This window comes from Arsenicicoccus sp. UBA6765 (assembly GCF_002453335.1).
Lineage (GTDB): Bacteria > Actinomycetota > Actinomycetes > Actinomycetales > Dermatophilaceae > Arsenicicoccus > Arsenicicoccus bolidensis.
Genome location: NZ_DKGR01000017.1, coordinates 179,141 through 200,059, shown reverse-complemented (window position 1 = coordinate 200,059; position 20,919 = coordinate 179,141). Strand labels below are relative to the sequence as shown.

Below are 20,919 nucleotides of genomic sequence, written 5' to 3'. Positions count from 1 at the left end.
AGCAGGACTGACCTCACGGCGCCACGGTCGGCGCCCCCTGCGGTCGGTCGGACTATCTAGGAGAAACCATGCCTACCCCCACCAAGGGTCCTCGTCTCGGCGGCGGTCCGGCCCACGAGCGCCTGATGCTGGCCAATCTGGCCACGTCGCTCTTCGAGCACGACAAGATCACGACCACCGAGGCCAAGGCCAAGCGCCTGCGCCCCCTGGCCGAGCGCATGATCACCTTCGCCAAGCGCGGCGACCTGCACGCTCGTCGTCGGGTGCTCACGGTCGTCCGTGACAAGGGTGTCGTGCACCGTCTGTTCGTGGAGATCGCGCCCGACATGGCCGAGCGCCAGGGCGGCTACACCCGCATCACCAAGATCGGTGCCCGCAAGGGTGACAACGCCCCCATGGCCGTGATCGAGCTCGTCCGCGAGCCCGTCGCCAAGAAGGCCACCGTCAAGGAGGCCGAGGCGGCGACCAAGCGCGCGTCCAAGGACTCCGCCAAGGCCGCCCCGGTCGAGACCGCCGAGCCGGTCGAGGACCAGCCCACCACCGAGGCGGCCGACGCCGCCACGGACAGCAAGACCGAGACCAAGGGCGACGCCTGACCGCTTCGCCTGACGCCTGCAGGGCCCGTCACCCCCACCCGGGGCGACGGGCCCTTCGGCATACGGCTGTCGCGAGGTGCGGTCGTCCGGGGGACGGCCCGGCTCGCTGGTCTGCCGCACGCCCGCGGCGATGGTCCGGAGCAGAGTCCCAGCCTGGCTAGGATCGACGGTCATGGACGCTCCCCTCGTGCCGACGGCCCCGGTCCGCCTGCGGGTCGACTTCGCGTATGACGGGACCGACTTCAGCGGCTGGGCGGCGCAACCGGGCCGGAGGACCGTCGAGGACACCCTGGCCACGGCGTGGCGCACGATCCTGCGCAGTGACCTGGCGCCGCGGCTCACGGTGGCCGGGCGCACGGACGCCGGGGTCCACGCGCGGGGCGCCGTCTGCCACCTGGACGTGGTGGAGGACGATCTGGCCCGGCTGCCGGGGCGGTCGGACCGTGCGCCCGTGCAGGCGGCCGTGAGCCGGCTCAACGGGGTGCTGCCCGACGACCTGGTGGTCCGCTTCGTCCGGGTGGCCCCGGACGGGTTCGACGCTCGGTTCTCGGCGCTCGAGCGACGCTATCGCTACCGGCTGCTGGACGACCCGGCCCGGCTGGACCCGCTGCGTCGGCGCGACACCACGGTGGTGCGGCGGCCGCTGGACCTGGAGCGGATGCAAGAGGCGTGCGCAGGACTGGTCGGGTTGCACGACTTCGCGGCGTTCTGCAAGCAGCGGGAGGGCGCGACGACGATCCGGACCCTGCTGGAGTACTCCTGGGTGCGGGACGAGGAAGGCGTGCTCGTGGCCACGGTGCGGGCCGATGCCTTCTGCCACTCCATGGTGCGAGCCCTGATCGGCGGCGCCGTGCCGGTGGGGGAGGGCCGACGGGACGGTGCCTGGCTGCGCGACGTGCTCGTGGGCGCGCGCCGGGACCCGGGCGTCGCCGTGATGCCGCCGCACGGGCTAAGCCTTGACGAGGTCCGCTACCCACCGGACGAGGAGCTCGCCGGACGGGCGCGGGCGGCCAGGACCCTCAGATCCCTGCCGGGTGACTGAGCGCCGGCAGGCAGCACGGTGACGCGGTTGCTGCAAGATGTGCAAGTTCTTGCAGGGGTCGAGGGGCGGTATGTCGGTGGCGGGCGCCATACTGGCGACTGGACCACGACGACGTGGCCCGTCAGGTGCTCGCGGCCCCCACTGCGTGCATGAATTCCCAGGAGACATCGTGCCTCTCACGATTCGCCGCAGTGCCCGCCCGGCACTGGCCACCCTCGCCGCCCTGGCCCTCGCCGCGATCGGCCTGCCGCAGGCCCCCATCGCCGCGGCCGCCGCGGCCGCCCAGACGCGCACGGTCACCCTCGTCGGATCGCTGCAGTCCGAGCTGGGCTGCTCGGACGACTGGCAGCCCGCCTGCGAGCAGACCCGTCTCGTGGCGGAGCCGGGCACCTCGACCTACCAGCGCACCTTCGACGTGCCGGCCGGGTCCTACGAGGTCAAGACGGCGATCAACGGCACGTGGGAGGAGTCCTACGCGCTGGACGGCACCAAGGGAGGCGACAACGCCCCGCTCGTGCTCAAGGGCCCGGCGCGCCTGCAGGTGACCTACGACGACACCACGCACCGCACCGGGATCGCCCCGCTCGGCCTCGCCGGGGGCGCGACCACCGCCGACAAGGCCCTGGCCCAGGACAGCCTGCGCCCGCCGACGACGCGCGAGCGCTTCTACTTCGTCATGGCCGACCGGTTCGCCAACGGTGATCGCGGCAACGACCAGGGAGGGCTCACCGGGGGGCGGCTCGAGACCGGGCTCGACCCGTCGGACAAGGGCTTCTACCACGGCGGCGACCTGGCCGGTCTGCAGCAGCGGCTGGACTACGTCAAGGGCCTCGGGACGACCGCGATCTGGCTCACGCCGTCGTTCAAGAACCGCCCGGTCCAGGGGACCGGCGCGGACGCCAGCGCCGGCTACCACGGCTACTGGGTCACCGACTTCACCCAGATCGATCCGCACCTCGGCACCAACGCCGAGATGAAGGCCCTCGTCGCCGCAGCGCACGCCAAGGGGATGAAGGTCTACTTCGACATCATCACCAACCACACGGCCGACGTCCTGGACTACGCCCAGAAGCAGTACTCCTACGTGCCGAAGTCGGCGGTCCCCTACAGGACGGCCGCGGGCCAGGCGTTCGACGACCGGGACTACGTCAACAAGCAGTTCCCGCCCCTGTCGGCGCAGTCGTCCTTCCCCTACACCCCGACCTACCGCACCGAGGCGGACAAGACGGTGCGGGTGCCCTCCTGGCTCAACGACCCGACGATGTACCACAACCGCGGGGACTCGACCTGGGCGGGCGAGTCGACGACCTACGGCGACTTCGTGGGTCTGGACGACCTGTTCACCGAGCGGCCCGAGGTGGTCGACGGGATGGGCGACGTCTACGCCGCGTGGGTCGACCTCGGCATCGACGGCTTCCGCATCGACACGGTCAAGCACGTCAATCTCGAGTTCTGGCAGCGGTTCTCACCACGGGTCCTGGACCACGCGCGGTCGATCGGCCGCAAGGACTTCTTCATGTTCGGCGAGGTCTACGACGGCGACCCCAAGGTGACGTCCACCTACACCACGGCCGGCAAGCTCCCCGCCACGCTGGACTTCGGCTTCCAGGGCGCAGCCGTGGCTGCCGCCCAGGGCAAGGCCACGACCGGCCTGCGCGACCTGTTCGCCGGGGACGACTACTACACCGACGCCGACTCGAACGCCTACCAGCTGCCGACCTTCCTCGGCAACCACGACATGGGACGCGTCGGCATGATGCTCGCCAAGGCGGGCTACACCGGCGGCGAGCTGCTGCAGCGCACGCGGCTGGCCAACGAGATCATGTACCTCACCCGGGGACAGCCCGTCACCTACTACGGCGACGAGCAGGGCTTCGCGGGGGCCGGGGGCGACAAGGACTCGCGCCAGGACATGTTCGCCACCAAGGTCCAGCAGTATGCCGAGGAGCCCGTCATCGGCGGAGCCCCCGGGTCGCGGGATCGCTACGACAGGTCCGCACCGCTCTATCGGACGATCTCCGAGCTGTCTGCGCTGCGGCAGGCCAACCCCGCGCTCGCGGACGGTGCCCAGATCCACCGCTACGCCTCGGACGCGGCCGGCATCTACGCCTTCTCGCGCATCGACCGGGCCACCGGTCGTGAGTACGTCGTCGCCGTCAACAACAGCACCAAGGCCGCGTCCGCCTCCTTCTCGACCTACGTCAGGCAGCGGCCCTTCCTGCCCGTGCACGGCACGAGGTCGACCCTCAAGTCCGACAAGGACGGGCGGGTCACCGCGACCGTGCCCCCGCTGTCGGTGAGCGTCTGGTCCTCGACCGGGTCCATGACCCACCGGCCGGCCGCGCCCGCGGTCTACCTCACCTCTCCTGGCGCCGGCGCCACCGTCGGCGGTCGCGCGGAGATCTCGGCGGCCATCCCGGAGAACACCTTCGCCCAGGTCACCTTCGCCTACCGCCCGGTGGGGACGTCCTCGTGGACGACCCTCGGCACCGACGACAACGCCCCCTACCGGGTCTTCCACGACGTGAGCGGCCTGGCCAAGGGGACCCTGCTGGAGTACCGCGCGGTGGCCAAGGACGGCACCGGCAACGTGTCGGCGTCCTCGTCCTACGGGATCGTCGGCGAGCCGGGCACCGCCCCCACGCCGGGCGGCGGGGTCGGCCCGGTGACCCAGCCCCAGGCGGTCTCGGTCCCCGGCACGCACAACACCGAGATGGGCTGCAGCGAGGACTGGGCGCCGGCCTGCGACCAGGCGCAGCTCGCGCTGGACGCCAAGGACCAGGTCTGGAAGCGCACGTTCACCACGATCCCGGCGGGCCAGCACTCCTACAAGGCGGCGATCAACCGCGCGTGGGACGAGAACTACGGCGCCGGCGGCGTCCGGGGCGGGACCAACATCGACTACACCGCACCAGGCGGCAACGTCACCTTCTACTACGACCACGCCACGCACCACGCCACCAGTGATGCCCAGGGCCCGATCATCACGGCCCCGGGCTCCTACCAGGCCAAGCTGGGCTGCGGCGGTGACTGGGCCCCCGACTGCATGCGGCCGTGGCTCCAGGATCCCGACGGTGACGGCACCTACACCTGGTCCAGCGACCAGATACCGGCAGGTACCTACGAGTTCAAGGTGGCGCACGGGCTGTCGTGGACCGAGAGCTATGGTGCGGGCGGCGCTGCCGGAGGGTCCAACATGCCGCTCACCGTGCCGTCGGACGGCACGGTGGTCACCATCTCCTACACGATCGGCACCCACATGACGACGGTGAAGACGTCCCGGGCCGGCTCGGCCCCCGACCTCGGCACCCAGCGGGCCGTCTGGGTCGCTCCGGACCTGATGGCGTGGCCCGCCGCGGCGGTGCCACAGGGCACCGACCCCGCGCTCCTGCGGTGGCGCCTGCACTGGTCCCCGAGCGCGCGACTGGCGATGGACGCGGAGACGATCACCTCGCCCGACGGCGGCCAGGCCTCGCTCACGCGGGACCCGGCCGGGCTGCCGGCGGCCGTGCTGGCCGCCCACCCCGAGCTCGAGGGCTACCACGCCCTGCGGCTCGACCGGGCGGCGTCCCGCCAGGCCCCCGAGATCCTGCGCGGGCAGGTCGCGGTGGGCATGTACGACCACCTCGGCCGGCTCCAGGACGCCACGGGCGTGCAGATCGCACCGGTGATCGACGCGCTGTACGCGCCGCGCGCCACGGCCCGTTCCTACGGCGTGAGCTTCCGCGGCGCCACCCCCTCTTTCGCGGTGTGGGCGCCCACGGCGCAGCAGGTCACCCTCCTGTCGTGGCCCCGTGGCGCGGCGGCGGAGGCCCCCGTCAGCGCGGCGACGCGGACCCGGATGGATCGTGGGCAGGACGGAGCCTGGACGGCCACCCGGCCCGGGCTCAAGGACGCCCGCTACGCCTACGAGGTCGTCGTCTACGCGCCGACCACGCGCACGATCGAGACCAATGTCGTCACCGACCCCTACTCGGTGGCACTCACCCCCGGCTCGGCGCGGTCCGTGGCGGTGGACCTCGCCGACCCCGCCCTTGCTCCCCGGTTGTGGCGGGACACCAGGGCGCCGGCCCTGAAGCAGTCCGTCGACTCGACGATCTACGAGCTGCACGTGCGTGACTTCTCGATCGGTGACGCCTCCGTGCCGGCCGCCCACCGGGGTTCCTACCTCGCGTTCGCCGACGAGGGCGACGGCACCAAGCACCTCCGCTCGCTGGCCAAGGCGGGTCTCAACACCGTGCACCTGCTCCCGACCTTCGACATCGCGTCCATCCCCGAGGGGCGCGCCGACCAGCAGGCACCGGGATGCGACCTGGCGTCCATGGGGCCCGCGAGCGAGGGCCAGCAGGCCTGCATCACCAAGGTCGCCGACAAGGACGGCTACAACTGGGGCTACGACCCCCTGCACTGGATGGCGCCCGAGGGGTCCTACGCGTCCAGCGACGCGAGCGCCGACGGCGGCGCCCGGGTGGCGGAGTTCCGCACGATGGTCGGGGGGCTGCACCGCTCAGGCCTGCGGGTGGTCCTGGACCAGGTGTTCAACCACACCCCGGCCTCGGGGCAGGACCCCAAGTCCGTCCTTGACCGCATCGTCCCCGGCTACTACCACCGCCTCGACGCCAAGGGCGCGGTCTACACCTCCACGTGCTGCCAGAACATCGCGACTGAGCACGCCATGGCAGAGAAGGCCATGGTCGACGCCGTCGTCCTGTGGGCCCGGCACTACAAGGTCGACGGCTTCCGCTTCGACCTCATGGGTCACCACAGCCGCGAGTCGATGGTCAAGGTGCGGTCCGCGCTCGACGCCCTGACGCCGGCCCGGGACGGTGTCGACGGCCGGAGCGTCTACGTCTACGGCGAGGGCTGGAACTTCGGCGAGGTCGCCGACGACGCGCTCTTCCGCCAGGCCACGCAGGGGCAGCTCGGTGGGACGGGGATCGGGGCGTTCAACGACCGGCTCCGCGACGCCGTGCGCGGTGGCGGCCCGTTCGACGACGACCCCCGCGCCCAGGGATTCGGCTCAGGAGTCGCGACCGACCCCAACGGGACCCCCGTCGCCGGCGGGGCCGCCGACCTGGCCAACGACACCGACCTCCTCCAGCTGGGCCTCGCCGGTCAGCTGCGGTCGTTCAGCTTCCGCTCCACGCGGGGGACGACGGTCACTGGTGAGCAGGTTGACTACAACGGCGCCAAGGCCGGCTATGCGGACCAGCCGGCCGAGTCGATCAGCTATGTCGACGCCCACGACAACGAGACGCTGTGGGACGCACTGACCATGAAGCTGCCCCGCTCGACGAGCATGGCCGACCGGGTCCGGATGAACACCCTGTCCCTGTCGACGACGGCTCTCGGCCAGTCGCCGAGCTTCTGGCACGCCGGCGCCGACCTGCTCCGCAGCAAGAGCTTCGACCGGGACAGCTACAACAGCGGTGACTGGTTCAACACCCTCTCCTGGACGGGCGCGGACAACGGCTTCGGCCACGGCCTGCCTCCCGCAGGCCCCAACAAGGCCAAGTGGGAGTCCATGCGCCCCTTGCTGGCCGACGCCTCGCTCAAGCCGTCCGCAGCGGACGTGCGGACCGCGACGACGCAGGCCCAGGACCTGCTGCGCCTGCGCTTCTCCACCCCGCTGTTCCGCCTGGGCACAGCCGACCAGATCAAGGCCAAGCTGAGCTATCCGGTCAGCGGCACCACCGACGCCCGGCCGGGCGTCGTCGTGATGCGGATCGACGACACCCGCGGCACGGCCGTCGACCCGGCCCTGGACGGCGTGGTCGTGGTGTTCAACGCCACCCCCGAGGCGGTCAGCCAGCCGCTGCCGGGCCTCAAGCGCGCGACCATGACGCTGTCGCCCGTCCAGCAGCAGGGCGCCGACGCGGTCGTCCGGCAGTCCCGCTGGGACGCCGCGACGGGCGTCGCGACCGTTCCGGCGCGCACCGTGGCGGTGTTCGTCCAGCCGGCACGCTGACCCGGCCGGGGGTCCGATCCCGTCCCTCGCGTCGGATCGGTCCACCGCGCGTGGTCGGTCCACCGCGCGTGGTCGGTCCACCGCTCCGGGTCGGGCCCGCGGTCCGGCAGCCCGTGCACCGGGCTGCCAGACCGGCGAGACTGAGCTCATGAACGAGCTGGTCTACGGATGCATGGGTCTGGGTGGCGACTGGGACGGCGAGGAGGTCACCCCCGAGGCGGTCGACGCGGCGGAGCGGGCCGTGCTGGCCGCGCTGGACGCGGGTATGACGACCTTCGACCACGCCGACATCTATCGGCGCGGCAAGGCCGAGCGGGCGTTCGGGCTGGTGCTGCGCCGACACCCCGGGCTGCGGGATCGGATCCGCCTGCAGACCAAGGTGGGGATCACGTTGCCGTCGGACGAAGTGGTCGGGCACTACGACCTGTCCGCCCAGGCCATCCGCACCCGGACCCTCGCGTGCCTCGAGCGACTGGGCGTGGACCACGTCGACACCCTGCTGCTCCACCGGCCGGACCCGCTGATGGTGCCGCAGGAGGCAGCCGACGCGTTGCACGGGCTCGTCGCCGACGGCCTGGTGGGCGCCGTCGGCGTCTCCAACTTCTCGGCGGCCCAGATGCGCTCCCTGCAGCGGCACCTGGACCTGCCCATCGCCGTCAACCAGCTCGAGCTGTCCCTGCACCACCGGGGATTCGTGGAGGAGGGGATCTGCGTCAACACGGGGTCGTCCACCTCAGCGCCCTTCCCCGAGGGCACGCTCGAGCACTGCCAGGAGCACGGCGTGCAGGTCCAGGCGTGGGGGAGCCTGGCGCAGGGCCGCTACTCGGGTCGTCTGCCCGAGGACTCCGACGGCGGCGACCGGCGCACCGCCCGGCTCGTGCAGAGGCTGGCGGACGAGCTCCAGGCAACCCGGGAGGAGATCGTGCTCGGCTGGCTCATGAAGCACCCCGCCCGCATCGCGCCCGTGGTGGGCAGTACCGACCCGGGCCGCATCGCCGCCTGCGCGGGCGCCCGACGCGTGGCCGAGGAGCTGAGCCGGCAGCAGTGGTACGCCCTGCTCACCTCTGCGCGCGGGGTGGCCGTGCCCTGACGGGGTGGGTCCGTCGTCCCTCCTTCCTCGCCGCAGGGAGGTAGCCGAGCAGGCCGAGGACCGAGACGAGGCCACCGACGACCATGGCGGTCGCGATGCTCGTCCGGCCGGCCACGAGGCCCAGCACCGGTGACCAGGCAGCGGCCGCCGCGAAGAAGACCAGGGAGTTCAGCGACAGCACCGTCGCGCGGTTGGCGGAGGTGGCCTCGCGGTGCAGCAGCGCGTTGTGGGCGACGCCCGCGGCGCCGTGCAGGCCGTAGGTGAACAGGTAGGCCGCGACCAGGGCGACGGGTCCGGCGGCCAGCCCCATCACGAGCGCACCCAGGCCGTTGAGCACCCGGGCGAGGATGGCCGTGCGCGCCACCCCGATGCGTCGGTGGAGCCGCCCGGCCAGGGACGAGCCCACGGCGAACACCGCCCAACCGGCCGCCGACACCGGTCCGATCCATCGACCCGCCGCGGCCGCCCCACCCAGCTGCTCGGACAGGCGCAGGCTGAGGAGCGTCTCGAAGACGACCAGCGCTGCGCACCAACCAATCTCGACGGCGACGATCCCGGCCAGCACCCGGTTGTGGACGACGAGCCGGACGCTGTCCGCGATCACGGCTGGGGTCTCGCGCAGCGAGGCGGCGACCTGACGCAGCGCCGCACGGTGAGGGGAGGGTGGATGGACCGAACCGACCATGCCCGCGACGCCTCGTGGCCGCTCGCGGAGCAGCGCCGCCGTCGCCACGAGGTGCGCCACGCAGAGGACGGCATAGAGGACTAGCGGGAGGAGCAGGGCGCTGTGGTCACGCCAGGGGTGCCAGGCCACCAGGGCGCCCGACAGGACAGAACCGCCGGCGATGGTGATCCCGAGGATGGTGCCCTGCGCGCCGAGGTCACCGGCCACCTCGGCGTCGGGGTCGGTCTCGTGGACGGCATCGACGTACCACGCCTCGAGCGGGCCGGAGTCGAGCGCGCGATAGACCCCCATCAGGGCGGCGGCCACCGCGAAGGCCCAGAAGCTGTCCGCCAGCAGGTAGGCGACGGCCGCGATGACGTTGACGACCCCGGCGACGAGCAGGAGGGGCCGGCGGCCAAGCGCATCTGCGAGGACGGACGAGGGCAGCTCGAGCAGGATGACGGCGACGCCCTGGAAGGAGACGTAGGAGAGCGTCTCGGCGACGGTCAGGCCGCGCTCCCGGGCTACGAGCGCGAACAGGCCCACGACGAGCCCCGCCGGCGCCCACCGGGTCGCGCTGAGGGTCAGGAAGACGGTGCGGGGGGAGAGGGTGGGCATGACGGCTCCTACGCCGATTGGTCAGTTCTCGACGGGTGGGGTGTCGGGAAGTGACCGGTCGGCGGTGGTGGGGTGTCGGGACGTGAGCGGTCGGCGGTGGTGGGGTGTCGGGACGTGACCGGTCGGCGGGTGGGGGTCAGCGGCGACGAGGGGTCTTGTCGAGGTCGATCGGGTAGGCGACGTAGTAGAAGGAGACCCGCTTGGCCTCGGGGTTGCCCTGCCCGGCCGTGCGGTAGGAGTCGGCCAGCTCTGAGACCTTGTCCCGCAGCTCGGCCAGCTGGGCGTCGGTGACGACGAGCATGGTGTCGTTCATGGAGGCGGCGTCCTGCCAGGAGGCGGGCCAGCGGTGGCGGGCGTCCAGCCACGCCCCGAACTTGTCGTGGAAGTGCTGCAGCCAGTCACGCTCCAGCCACCCGAGCGCCGTGTCGGCGTCCTCGTCGTCGAGGAACTCGCTGGGGTTGACCATGGTCAGGTCGGCGGACGCGGCCCAGAGACGGCGTCGGCCCTGCCGGTCGCCCACCTCGGTCACGAGACCGACCTCCTCGAGCTTGCGGAGGTGGTATGACGTCGCGCCGCTGTTGGTGCCCATCACCTTGGCGAGCGCCGTTGCGGTCGCAGGGCCCTCGCGTCGCAGTGCCCCCACCAGCCGCGATCGCAGCGGGTGCGCGAGGACCTTGACGGCCGTGGCGGTGAGCCGGACCGATGACAGCGGGGGAGGGGGCGGCGGGATCGTCATACGTGCACAATAACTTTGCACACTCTGTTTGCACAATAGTTTTGCACAAACACCGTGGACCCCTGTCATCCCAGGTCAGGGGCCGTATGACGGGTCCCGCGCCACCGTTTGGGGTCGCACCGGGCAGCCGGTAGACTTGAGGACTGTTGTGCCGTGTGCCCTCTGCGGGCATGCACCCCAGCGCAGGTCGCCGGGAGCTCACGGCATACCGCCGATAGACACTCATCGAACGTAAGGCAGAAACACCGTGCGTACGTACACCCCGAAGCCGGGCGAGGTCACTCGCACCTGGCACGTGATCGACGCGACCGACGTCGTGCTTGGCCGTCTGGCCGTCCAGGCCGCCACGCTCCTGCGTGGCAAGCACAAGGCGACCTTCGCCCCCCACGTGGACATGGGCGACTTCGTCATCATCATCAACGCCGAGAAGGTCGCCCTCACCGGCGCCAAGCTCGAGAAGAAGCGGGCCTACCGCCACTCCGGCTACCCGGGTGGTCTGAAGAGCCAGAGCTACGCCGAGCTGCTCGACAAGGACCCCACCCGGGCCGTCGAGAAGGCCATCCGCGGCATGCTGCCGAAGAACTCGCTGGCCCGCCAGCAGCTGACCAAGCTCAAGGTCTACACCGGCGACAAGCACCCGCACCAGGCCCAGCAGCCTGTCCCCTTCGAGATCACCCAGGTCGCGCAGTAATCCGCCTCGCGCGACGCTGCCGTAGAGATTTAAGGAAACAACGTGGCTGACACCAGCATCGACGTCGAGAACGTTCTCGACACCGACGAGCCCGAGCTCACCGAGTACACCAGCGAGTCCTCGACCGCGGTCGAGCCCGCCCGCAAGCCCTCCGCCTCCGCCCCCGGCGCGGCGACCGGTCGTCGCAAGCAGGCCATCGCCCGCGTGCGCATCGTCCCCGGCACCGGCGAGTGGAAGATCAACGGCCGCACCCTGGAGGAGTACTTCCCCAACAAGGTGCACCAGCAGATCGTCAACGAGCCCCTCAAGGTGCTCGAGCTCGACGGCGCCTACGACGTGCTCGTGCGCGTCCACGGCGGTGGCCCCTCCGGCCAGGCCGGCGCGGTCCGCCTCGGCGTGGCCCGCTCGCTCAACGGTGTCGACGAGGAGCTGAACCGTCCGACCCTCAAGAAGGCCGGCTTCCTCACCCGCGACGCCCGCGTGCCCGAGCGCAAGAAGGCCGGTCTCAAGAAGGCCCGCAAGGCCCCGCAGTACTCCAAGCGCTGATCTCGTTCCGCGCCGCACCGGCCTAGTGCCATCGAACGGCGGTCGTCCCCTCTCGGGGCGGCCGCCGTTCGGCGTGCCGGGGCGATGCGGACGCCGTCGACCCCTTGCGTAGTACGGTCGAGGGCAGACCACTCTCAGCTGACCCGGGCCCGCCCTCGCGCGGCCCGACGACGAAAGGCCTCCTGTGGCTCGACTCTTCGGCACGGACGGCGTCCGCGGCCTCGCCAACCGGGACATCACCGCGGACCTGGCCCTGCACCTGTCGGTGGCGGCCGCGAGGACGCTCGGCGACAAGGGCGCCTTCGGTGGCCAGCGGTCCGTGGCGGTCGTCGGCCGCGACCCCCGCGCCTCGGGCGAGTTCCTGGGTGCGGCGGTCTGCGCGGGCCTCGCGTCGGCGGGCGTCGACGTCCTCGACGCGGGCGTGCTGCCCACCCCGGCCATCGCCTATCTCACGGCCCGCATGAACGCCTCGATCGGCGCCGTGCTGTCGGCCTCGCACAACGCGATGCCCGACAACGGCATCAAGTTCCTCGCCAAGGGCGGGCACAAGCTCTCGGACGCGCAGGAGGACGAGATCCTCGAGCGCCTGGACGCCGAGCAGCAGTCCGCGGGTGAGCGTCCGACCGGTGCCGCGGTCGGACGCATCCGGCCGTTCCCGCAGGGCGCCGACTTCTACATGGAGCACCTGCTCGAGGCGGTCCCGACCCGTCTGGACGGCCTGCACCTCGTGGTCGACGCGGCGCACGGCGCGGCCAGCCAGGTCGGTCCCGAGGTGTTCGAGCGGGCCGGTGCCACGGTCGACGTGATCGGCGCTTCCCCGGACGGCCTCAACATCAACGACGGCTACGGCTCCACCCACCTCGACCGCCTGTCCGAGGCGGTCGTCGCTCGCGGCGCCGACCTCGGCTTCGCCTGGGACGGCGACGCTGACCGGTGCCTCGCGGTCGACGCGCAGGGCACGGTCGTCGACGGCGACCAGATCATGTCGATCCTTGCGCTGGCCCTCAAGGAGCAGGGACGACTGGCGGGCGACACCCTCGTCGTGACGGTCATGAGCAACCTCGGCCTGCTGCAGGCGATGGAGCGCCAGGGCGTGGCCATCCGCCAGACCGGCGTCGGCGACCGCTACGTCCTGGAGGACATGCGGGCCAACGGCCTGTCGCTCGGTGGCGAGCAGTCGGGTCACGTGATCATGCTCGACCACGGCACCACGGGTGACGGGGTCCTGACCGCCCTCATGCTGGCGGCGCGGGTCGTCGAGTCGGGGCGCTCGCTGGCCGAGCTCGCCTCCGTCATGACCCGCCTGCCGCAGACCCTCGTCAACGTCAAGGGCGTCGACAAGGACGCCGTGGACCGCAACGACGCCGTCAAGATCGCCGTCGCCGAGGTCGAGAACGAGCTGCAGGGTTCGGGCCGGGTGCTGCTGCGCAAGTCGGGGACCGAGCCCCTCGTGCGCGTGATGGTGGAGGCGCAGACCGAGGAGCACGCCAGGCAGGCCGCGGAGCGCCTCGCCAAGGTCGTCAAGGACAACCTCTCGCTGTGACCGGGCCTGAGCGGCCCCGCCCGGCCATGGCTGTGTCGATGGCCCCCGCCGGCAGGATCCGCCTGGGTTCGACACATCGGCCTGCGGTGCCAACCCAGGCGGACGTGACTACCTGAGGTAGGTCAGGGGAAGGACGGGACCTCGCCGCGCGACTCGGCAAAGATCAGCAGGGTCCGCGTGCTGGTCACCCCGGGGATGGTCTGGATGCGGTCGAAGACCACCGACCGCAGCGCCGCGTTGTCCTGCGCCCGCACGAGCACGATGACGTCGTACTCCGCAGCCACGAGCGCCACGTGCTCGACGCACGGCACCTGGACGAGCGCGTCGCGGACCTCCCGCCAGGAGTTCTGCTCGACCGACACCAGGACGTACGCCGACGTGCCCAGCCCGGCCGCCTCGGGGTTGACGCGCACGGTGAAGCCGTCGACCACGCCCTGCTCGACCAGCCGGTCCAGCCGGGCATAGGCGGTGGCGCGCGACACGTGCAGCCGCTCGGCGATGGTGCGCAGCGACTGCCGCCCGTCGTCCACCAGGGCGCCCAGCAGCGCGCGGTCGACCTCGTCGAGCGGTGCGTTCGTCCGCGTCTCGTCAGACATGTGGCCCCCATCCGGTCGGTTGGAGAGCCGATCGTCCGGTTCTCCGCCGCCTCATTGAACCATCGGGCCGGCGGGGCGCACCATGGCGTCTCACCGCTCCACGACATACCGGAGGCTGTCGATGACGACACCCGACCACGTCGCGGGCCGCGCAGCCGCGCAGGCCGTCGACCATCCCGACCACCCGCACCGGCACGAGCCGTTCCAGGCCGGGCTGATCCCCGCTCCGGAGCCGGTGCGCTTCCTGGACGGGGAGGGCAACCGGGTGGAGCCGGTGACCGACGACTACGTCGAGCCGGACGCCGACCAGCTCGTCGAGTGCTACCGCCGGATGGTGGTCGGGCGGCGCTTCGACATCCAGGCGACGGCGCTCACCAAGCAGGGGCGCCTGGCCGTCTATCCCAGCTCGCGCGGCCAGGAGGCCTGCCAGGTCGGCTCGGTCCTCGCGCTGGGCGAGCAGGACTGGGTCTTCCCGACCTACCGCGACAGCGTCGCCCTGGTCAGCCGCGGGGTCGACCCGGTCGAGGTACTCACCCTGCTCCGCGGTGACCAGCACTGCGGGTATGACGTCGCCCAGACCCACGTCGCGGCCCAGTGCACGCCGCTGTCGACGCAGCTGCTGCACGCGGCCGGGCTGGCGCACGGCGAGCAGCGACGGGGCCGCGATACGGTCGTGATGGCGTTCATCGGGGACGGGGCCACGAGCGAGGGCGACTTCCACGAGGGGCTCAACTTCGCCGCCGTCTTCAAGGTCCCCGCGGTCTTCGTGGTGCAGAACAACGGGTGGGCGATCTCGGTGCCGCTCAGCAAGCAGACCGCGGCACCGTCGTTGGCCTACAAGGGGATCGGCTACGGCGTGGTGTGCGAGCAGGTGGACGGCAACGACGCCGTGGCCGTGCTCGCCGTCATGAACAAGGCCGTCGCCTGGGCGCGCGCGGGCAAGGGTCCGGTGCTGCTCGAGCTGCACACCACGCGGCTCGAGGCGCACACCAACGCCGACGACCACCTGCGGTACCGCTCCAAGGAGGAGCTGGCGGCCATCGCCCACGAGGACGCCGTGGCCCGCCTCGAGAAGTACCTGCGCCACCAGGGTCTGGTCGACGACGCGTTCGTCGAGGAGGCCAAGGCCGAGGGCGAGCGGCTCGCCGCGGACCTGCGCGAGCGCATGAACCTCGACCCCGAGACGCACCCCGACGACCTGTTCCGGCACGTCTACGCGACCCTCACGCCTCAGCTGCGCGAGCAGCAGGCGATGCTGCACGCCGAGCTCGACGCCGAGCTCGACGCCGACGCCGACGCCGCGTCCGAGTCCGACTCGCAGGCAGCCCACGACCCGTCGACGGAGGACGTCCGATGAGCACCGTCACCTTTGCCTCCGCGCTCAACCGGGCGCTCGCGGACGCCATCGCCACCGACCCGGACGTGCTCGTCTTCGGCGAGGACGTGGGGGTGGCCGGCGGCGTCTTCCGGATCACCGACGGCCTCGCGGCGACCTATGGCGACGACCGCTGCTTCGACACCCCCCTCGCGGAGTCGGGGATCATCGGCTTCGGCGTGGGGCTGTGCATGGCGGGCTTCCGGCCCGTCGCCGAGATGCAGTTCGACGCGTTCGCCTACCCGGCGTTCGAGCAGATCACCTCGCACGTCGCCAAGATGCGCAACCGCACCCGCGGCTCCGTGACCATCCCGATGACGATCCGCATCCCGTTCGCCGGGGGCATCGGCGGGGTCGAGCACCACTGCGACTCCTCGGAGGCCTACTACGCCGCCACGCCGGGGCTCAAGGTCGTGACGCCGGCGACGGTCGAGGACGCCTACCTGCTGCTGCGGGCGGCGATCGACGACCCCGACCCCGTGGTGTTCATGGAGCCCAAGCGCCTCTACTGGTCCAAGGGCGACGTCGACCTGGACGACCTGTCGGCGCGCTGGGGGAGCGGGTCGCTGACCCACGACCAGGTCCTTGGTCGGGCCGCGGTGCGACGGTCGGCCTCCGACGTCTCGCGCGCGGCGACGATCGTGGCCTACGGCCCCACCCTGTCGGTGGCGCTGGAGTCCGCCGAGGCCGCGCGCGAGGAGGGCTGGGACGTCGAGGTCGTCGACGTGCGGTCGCTCGTGCCCTTCGACGACGAGACGGTCGTGGCCTCGGTGCGCCGCACGGGCCGTTGCCTGGTGCTGCAGGAGGCCCAGGGCTTCGCGGGCGTCGGGGCGGAGATCGCCGCCCGCGTCCAGGAGCGGGCCTTCCACTCCCTGGCCGCGCCGGTGCTGCGCGTCACGGGCTTCGACATCCCCTATCCCGCACCGAAGCTCGAGCACCTGCACCTCCCCTCGGTGGACCGCGTGCTCGACGCCCTGGCGCGGCTGCAGTGGGACGACGAGCCGGACACGCGCCACCTCGAGCCGGCTGCGACTGCGCCGGCAGCGTCCACAGCGTCCTCAGCGGCGCAGGCGGGGGCGGGTACCCGATGAGCCACAAGGTCTTTCACCTGCCGGACCTCGGCGAGGGCCTGACCGAGGCCGAGGTCGTCAGCTGGCTCGTCGGCCCCGGCGACACCGTCGTCGTCGACCAGCCCATCGCGGTCGTCGAGACCGCCAAGGCCCAGGTCGAGCTGCCCTGCCCGTATGCCGGCAGCGTGGTCACCCTGCACGGCGAGGCCGGGCACGTGGTCGACGTGGGTGCGCCGTTCATCACGGTGGACGTCGACGTGCCTGCGGACGGGATCACCGGCGGTGGGGCGAGCGAGGCGTCCGACGTCGCCGTCGACACCTATCGCGAGGAGGAGCGCGCCGGCTCGGGCGCCGTCCTGATCGGCTACGGCACGAGCGAGGGCTCCCGTCGGCGGCGTCGCCGCGTGGGGGCGGGTGGCCCGACGGCCCCCGCCGCCGGGTCGTCGCTGCCGTCGGCCGCGCCCGTCATGGGCGACACGGCGGGACCGGTCGTCGACGAGCACGTGCCGCCCGAGGTGTCCAGCAAGCCCGGCGCCGCCGTCCGCGTGATCTCCCCGCTGGTGCGTCAGCTCGCCGACGAGCACGGCATCGACCTGCGGACCGTCACCCCGACGGCGCCGGGTGGCATCATCCGCCGGTGCGACGTCATGGCGGTCGTCACGGCCCGCGGTGAGGGTGGCGCGCCGGGATCCCTTGCGCCGCAGTCGGAGTCGCGCGTGACGTCGACCGCGGGGTCCCCGACCCCGGATCGCCGGATCCCGCTGACCGGCATACGAGGCACGATCGCCAGCCGGCTCGCCACCTCGCGCCGCGAGATCCCCGACGCGACCACCTGGGTCGACGTGGACGCGACCGACTTCCTCGCGGTCCGCCGCCAGCTCGCCGACGCGCGGCCCGAGGCACGCATCGGCGTGCTGGCCCTGCTGGGGCGCGTCATGGTCGCCGGCCTCCGGCGCTATCCCGAGCTCAACTCGACCGTCGACACGGCGGCCAACGAGGTCGTGGTGCGCGGGGCGATCAACCTGGGCTTCGCCGCGCAGTCGCCGCGTGGGCTCGTCGTGCCCGTCGTCCACGGCGCGGACGAGATGACCCTCGCCGAGCTGTCCACGGCGTTGCGCGAGCTCACCACCAAGGCCATGGACGGCACGCTGTCCCCGGCCGAGATGACCGGCGGGACGTTCACGCTCAACAACTACGGGGGGTATGGCGTCGACGGCTCCACCCCGATCATCAACCACCCCGAGGCGGCCATGGTCGGCGTGGGACGGATGATCGACAAGCCGTGGGTCGTGGACGGGGCGCTCGCCGTGCGCAAGGTCGGCACGATCGGCCTCACCTTCGACCACCGGGTGTGCGACGGCGGGACCGCGGGCGGCTTCATCCGCTACGTCGCCGACTGCATCGAGCGCCCGACCACCCTGCTCCTCGACCTCTGACCGAGCCGCCCAGTCCCCCCACTCACCCCGCCTGCCCCATCCCCTGCCAGGATCGTGAGTGTTCTCTCCAAGAATCTTGGATAAAACACTCACGATCTTGGGGGGGGTCGAGAGGCGGGGCCGAATGGCGCGGGTCTTGGTGTCTTACGGAGGTAATATTCACGTATGACGACTGTGACCTTCCGCGCGGACGAGCAGTTGCAACGGCTGCTCGTCGAGCTGGCACGACCGGGCGAGACCCGCACCGACACGATCCGGCGAGCGCTGCAGGAAGCGTCGTCGTTCGAGCGACGAGAGCGGATGCGTCTCGAGGCCCTGGCGCTGTCCTGCGACGAGGTGGATCGCGCCGAGTCCCGCGCCGTCCTCGATGACGTGGAGGGCGCGCGTGCGTGGTGACGTCCACGAGCTGCCTGCGCCTAGAGGGGCGCGTGGGCACGAGCAGCGGGGTCGCCGCTACGCCGTCGTCGTGCAGTCGGACGACCTGCTGCTGTCCACCGTCCTGATAGCACCGACCACGACGTCGGCCCGCGCCACCTCGTTCCGCCCCGCCATCGAGCTCATGGGACGAGACATGCTGGTGCTGGTGGAGCAGACCGCCGCCGTCGACCCCGCTCGGCTGGGGCCGTGGGTGGGGCGGCTGAGTCATCATGAGCTCGTCGACGTCGACGACGCCTTGCGTCTGGTGCTGCAGCTCGACCTCTGAGTGCCCCTCAGCCCCAGGATCGTGAGTGTTTGGTCCAACTTTCTTGGACCAAACACTCACGATCTGGGGAGAGCGGATCTGGGGGTGGGGTCAGCGGATCCAGGAGCCGTCGGGGGCGCGGCGCCAGCCTCCGGCGCCAGGAGCTGGAGCCGCCTGGGGCGCCGCAGGGGCGGCAGTGGCGGCCGGTGCCGTGGGGGACGCAGCGGATGCCGCACCTGCCCCGACCGTGGTCGAGCCGGGGGTCGGAGCGACGGGCAGGCCGGCGAGCCGGGCCGCCCGCAGCCGGGCGAAGTAGTCCGCCCACTGCGCGCACGACGGCCGGTGCCCGGGCGTCTCGGACAGGGACGCGGCGAGCAGGTGCTGCCCCTCCGGGTCGAGGATGTCGGCGACCCGGCGGGTGTCGCGGGCCGTCGAGGCGTTGGTGCCGGGGGACAGGCAGCGCAGGACGAACAGCGCGTACTTGTAGACGTCGGTGTAGCTCGTCAGCTGGGTCTGCTCGGCGACCGGCGGCTCCCAGTCGGGGGTGTTGAGCTGTGGGACGGCCGACATGGTCCCGCGCACGCGCACGGCGTCGCAGTCGACGAGCATGATCCCGGCGTCCGCGCGTCCCGGCCCGACGGAGAACAACGCGTTCTTGGCGTTGAAGTCGCCGAACACGACGTTGTTGGCGTGCAGCAGGGCGAAGACGCGGGCCAGCTCCTCGCACAGGTGCAGCCGCTGGTGCAGGTTGACCAGCGGGAAGCCGAGCTTGGCGCACCGGTTGGCCGCGAGGAAGAGGAACTGGATCTCGCGTTCCTTGCGCATGGCGGATCCGGTGATGGACCGCCCCACCTGGACGAACGAGTCCGGGATGAGCGGCATCAGCAGGCCGACGACGCGACCCTGGTCGCGCACCAACCGGATCGGCCACGCGGCGTGCGAGTCCAGCAGGTCCCGGTCGGGGGCGCTCATGCGCGAGCGCACGCCGACGATGGCCTCGAGGCCGCCGCTGGCGAGCTGGCCCGCCTTGAACTCCTTGTAGGCGAGGCGGTGGTGCACGTCGGGCAGCTGGAGCGTCAGGCACCGGTAGACCCGGCCCTGACCGCCCTCGGCGATGTACTCCAGCTGCCCGAGCTGCGACCGCTCGATGAGCTCGCCGGCCGACAGGCTCACTCGGGCACCACCAGCCAGACGCCGATCGCGCCGCGGTCGTCGTCGAAGGTCTTGCGCCCGAACGCCACCTGCGCCGCGAACTCGAGCGGGTGCGGCGGCCGCGCCCACAGCCGTGCGAGCTCGCGACCGACCTCGCCCCCGCCGGATCCCAGCGGGTCGCCGACCCCGTCGGTCATCAGCACGAGTGCCGCACCCTCGCCGAGCGTCGTCTGCACCGGCACCGGGTCGGCCTCCGGCACCAGCGGGAGGCAGGCGGTGGCGGACTCGGCGATGACGTTGCCGGCGTTCTTGACCTCGCCGAGCGCGATCCAGCCGCGCTCGTCGTCGACGATCCAGGCGCTCGTGTCACCGAGGCGCACGACCGTGACGGCGTGGGTGCCGTCGTCGCTCGGCCGGGTGGCCACGATGCCGATGACCAGCGTGGTCGCCATCCGCTTGGCGACGTCCCGCTGCGTGAGGTCCACCGTCGGCTCGGAGTCCGGCAGCGTCGCGCACACGTCGGCGAGCAGGTCCGCGAGCCGGGTGTAGATCTCGCGGTAGGGGATCTCGGCCGGCTCGTGCGTCTCGAGCATCGTGATGACCTGCGCCGCGCCCTCCTCGGTCGCCATCTTGGCGGCGAGGTGCGACCACTCCCCGGCGGAGACGCCGTCGGCCACGAGGCAGACGAGCCACTCGCCGTCGCGCGAGAGCACCGTGCAGTGGTCGTCCTGGCGGGGGTCGGCATACTGCTGGTGCGCCAGCCCCCGCGAGCTGGCCCCGCGCAGGATCAGCCGCGGTGTGCCCTCGGGGTCCGGGATGGTGGCCGCGTCGATGACGATGTCGTGCGCGTCCCGGTGCTTGAGCTCCGTCAGCGAGACCGCGTGGGAGAAGGCCCGACCCGGGTCGCCGATCGTGTAGGCCTCGAACGCGCCCGTCCGCCGGATCGGCTCCGCGGCCGGCGCGGGGACTGCCGCAGCCGGCTCGGGCTCGGCGGAAGCGCCCGCCTCAGCAGGAGCCTTCGGCATGGCGGGAGCCTCGAGGGATGTGTCCGGCTCGGCGGGAGCCTGGTCGGACGTCTCCGGCTGCGGGGGCGCTGCCGGCTGGGACGGGCTGG

At 72.0% G+C, this 20,919-nt stretch carries 17 protein-coding genes; 12 read left to right on the top strand and 5 right to left on the bottom strand.

The genetic code is table 11. The features are described from left to right. Positions 1–68 precede the first annotated feature (68 nt). The 4 genes from rplQ to B4K29_RS03840 all read left to right on the top strand — a co-directional run bounded on the left by rplQ (position 69) and on the right by B4K29_RS03840 (position 8,696). A complete protein-coding gene (gene rplQ, locus B4K29_RS03855) occupies positions 69–596 on the top strand; it encodes a 50S ribosomal protein L17 (protein ID WP_286966443.1) in 528 nt (175 codons plus the stop codon). Positions 597–768: 172 nt separating this feature from the next. After that, complete coding sequence (locus tag B4K29_RS03850) at positions 769–1,638, top strand: tRNA pseudouridine synthase A (RefSeq protein ID WP_029211844.1); 870 nt, start codon at positions 769–771, stop codon at positions 1,636–1,638. Between the two features lie 169 nt (positions 1,639–1,807). Further along, positions 1,808–7,606: a pullulanase-type alpha-1,6-glucosidase gene (pulA, locus tag B4K29_RS03845; RefSeq protein WP_286966441.1), complete on the top strand. Its 5,799-nt coding sequence runs from the start codon at positions 1,808–1,810 to the stop codon at positions 7,604–7,606. 148 nt (positions 7,607–7,754) lie between these two features. Further along, a complete protein-coding gene (locus B4K29_RS03840) occupies positions 7,755–8,696 on the top strand; it encodes an aldo/keto reductase (RefSeq protein ID WP_286961796.1) in 942 nt (313 codons plus the stop codon). On the opposite strand, the gene B4K29_RS03835 is transcribed toward B4K29_RS03840, so the two are convergent. Further along, a complete protein-coding gene (locus tag B4K29_RS03835; protein ID WP_286966440.1) occupies positions 8,665–9,978 on the bottom strand; it encodes an MFS transporter in 1,314 nt (437 codons plus the stop codon). The genes B4K29_RS03840 and B4K29_RS03835 overlap by 32 nt on opposite strands. A 136-nt stretch (positions 9,979–10,114) precedes the next feature. Next, on the bottom strand, positions 10,115–10,714 hold the full coding sequence (locus B4K29_RS03830) for a winged helix-turn-helix domain-containing protein (protein ID WP_019286319.1): 600 nt from the start codon (positions 10,712–10,714) through the stop codon (positions 10,115–10,117). 247 nt (positions 10,715–10,961) lie between these two features. Between B4K29_RS03830 and rplM the strand changes: the two genes are divergently transcribed. From rplM to glmM, 3 genes are all read left to right on the top strand, one after another. Then, positions 10,962–11,405, top strand: coding sequence for a 50S ribosomal protein L13 (gene rplM, locus B4K29_RS03825; RefSeq protein WP_019286318.1), 444 nt, complete (start codon positions 10,962–10,964; stop codon positions 11,403–11,405). A gap of 42 nt (positions 11,406–11,447) precedes the next feature. Continuing rightward, positions 11,448–11,951: a 30S ribosomal protein S9 gene (rpsI, locus tag B4K29_RS03820; RefSeq protein ID WP_019286317.1), complete on the top strand. Its 504-nt coding sequence runs from the start codon at positions 11,448–11,450 to the stop codon at positions 11,949–11,951. Between the two features lie 184 nt (positions 11,952–12,135). Then, the gene (gene glmM, locus B4K29_RS03815; RefSeq protein WP_019286316.1) at positions 12,136–13,494 is read left to right on the top strand and encodes a phosphoglucosamine mutase; all 1,359 of its coding nucleotides are present in this window, start codon (positions 12,136–12,138) and stop codon (positions 13,492–13,494) included. 122 nt (positions 13,495–13,616) lie between these two features. Here glmM and B4K29_RS03810 read toward each other — a convergent pair whose 3' ends face one another. Beyond that, positions 13,617–14,090, bottom strand: a complete 474-nt coding sequence (locus B4K29_RS03810; protein ID WP_019286315.1) for an Lrp/AsnC family transcriptional regulator — start codon at positions 14,088–14,090, stop codon at positions 13,617–13,619. A gap of 121 nt (positions 14,091–14,211) precedes the next feature. On the opposite strand from B4K29_RS03810, the gene pdhA reads away from it, so the two are divergent. The 5 genes from pdhA (at position 14,212) to B4K29_RS03785 (ending at position 18,674) form a co-directional block, all read left to right on the top strand. After that, positions 14,212–15,447, top strand: coding sequence for a pyruvate dehydrogenase (acetyl-transferring) E1 component subunit alpha (gene pdhA / locus B4K29_RS03805; protein ID WP_286966439.1), 1,236 nt, complete (start codon positions 14,212–14,214; stop codon positions 15,445–15,447). After that, positions 15,444–16,556 carry an alpha-ketoacid dehydrogenase subunit beta gene (locus B4K29_RS03800; RefSeq protein WP_019286312.1) on the top strand — a complete coding sequence of 371 codons (1,113 nt, stop codon included), beginning with the start codon at positions 15,444–15,446 and terminating at the stop codon, positions 16,554–16,556. The genes pdhA and B4K29_RS03800 overlap by 4 nt, the downstream gene beginning before the upstream one ends. Next, positions 16,553–17,971: a dihydrolipoamide acetyltransferase family protein gene (locus tag B4K29_RS03795; RefSeq protein WP_029211849.1), complete on the top strand. Its 1,419-nt coding sequence runs from the start codon at positions 16,553–16,555 to the stop codon at positions 17,969–17,971. The genes B4K29_RS03800 and B4K29_RS03795 overlap by 4 nt, the downstream gene beginning before the upstream one ends. 165 nt (positions 17,972–18,136) lie before the next feature. Continuing rightward, complete coding sequence (locus B4K29_RS03790; protein ID WP_029211850.1) at positions 18,137–18,367, top strand: hypothetical protein; 231 nt, start codon at positions 18,137–18,139, stop codon at positions 18,365–18,367. Further along, complete coding sequence (locus B4K29_RS03785) at positions 18,357–18,674, top strand: type II toxin-antitoxin system PemK/MazF family toxin (RefSeq protein ID WP_239263897.1); 318 nt, start codon at positions 18,357–18,359, stop codon at positions 18,672–18,674. The genes B4K29_RS03790 and B4K29_RS03785 overlap by 11 nt, the downstream gene beginning before the upstream one ends. A 90-nt stretch (positions 18,675–18,764) precedes the next feature. Here B4K29_RS03785 and B4K29_RS03780 read toward each other — a convergent pair whose 3' ends face one another. Then, positions 18,765–19,826: a hypothetical protein gene (locus B4K29_RS03780; RefSeq protein ID WP_286966438.1), complete on the bottom strand. Its 1,062-nt coding sequence runs from the start codon at positions 19,824–19,826 to the stop codon at positions 18,765–18,767. Next, positions 19,823–20,830 (bottom strand): protein phosphatase 2C domain-containing protein, encoded by a 1,008-nt coding sequence (locus B4K29_RS03775; RefSeq protein WP_029211853.1) that lies wholly within the window; start codon positions 20,828–20,830, stop codon positions 19,823–19,825. The genes B4K29_RS03780 and B4K29_RS03775 overlap by 4 nt, the downstream gene beginning before the upstream one ends. Positions 20,831–20,919: the final 89 nt, after the last annotated feature.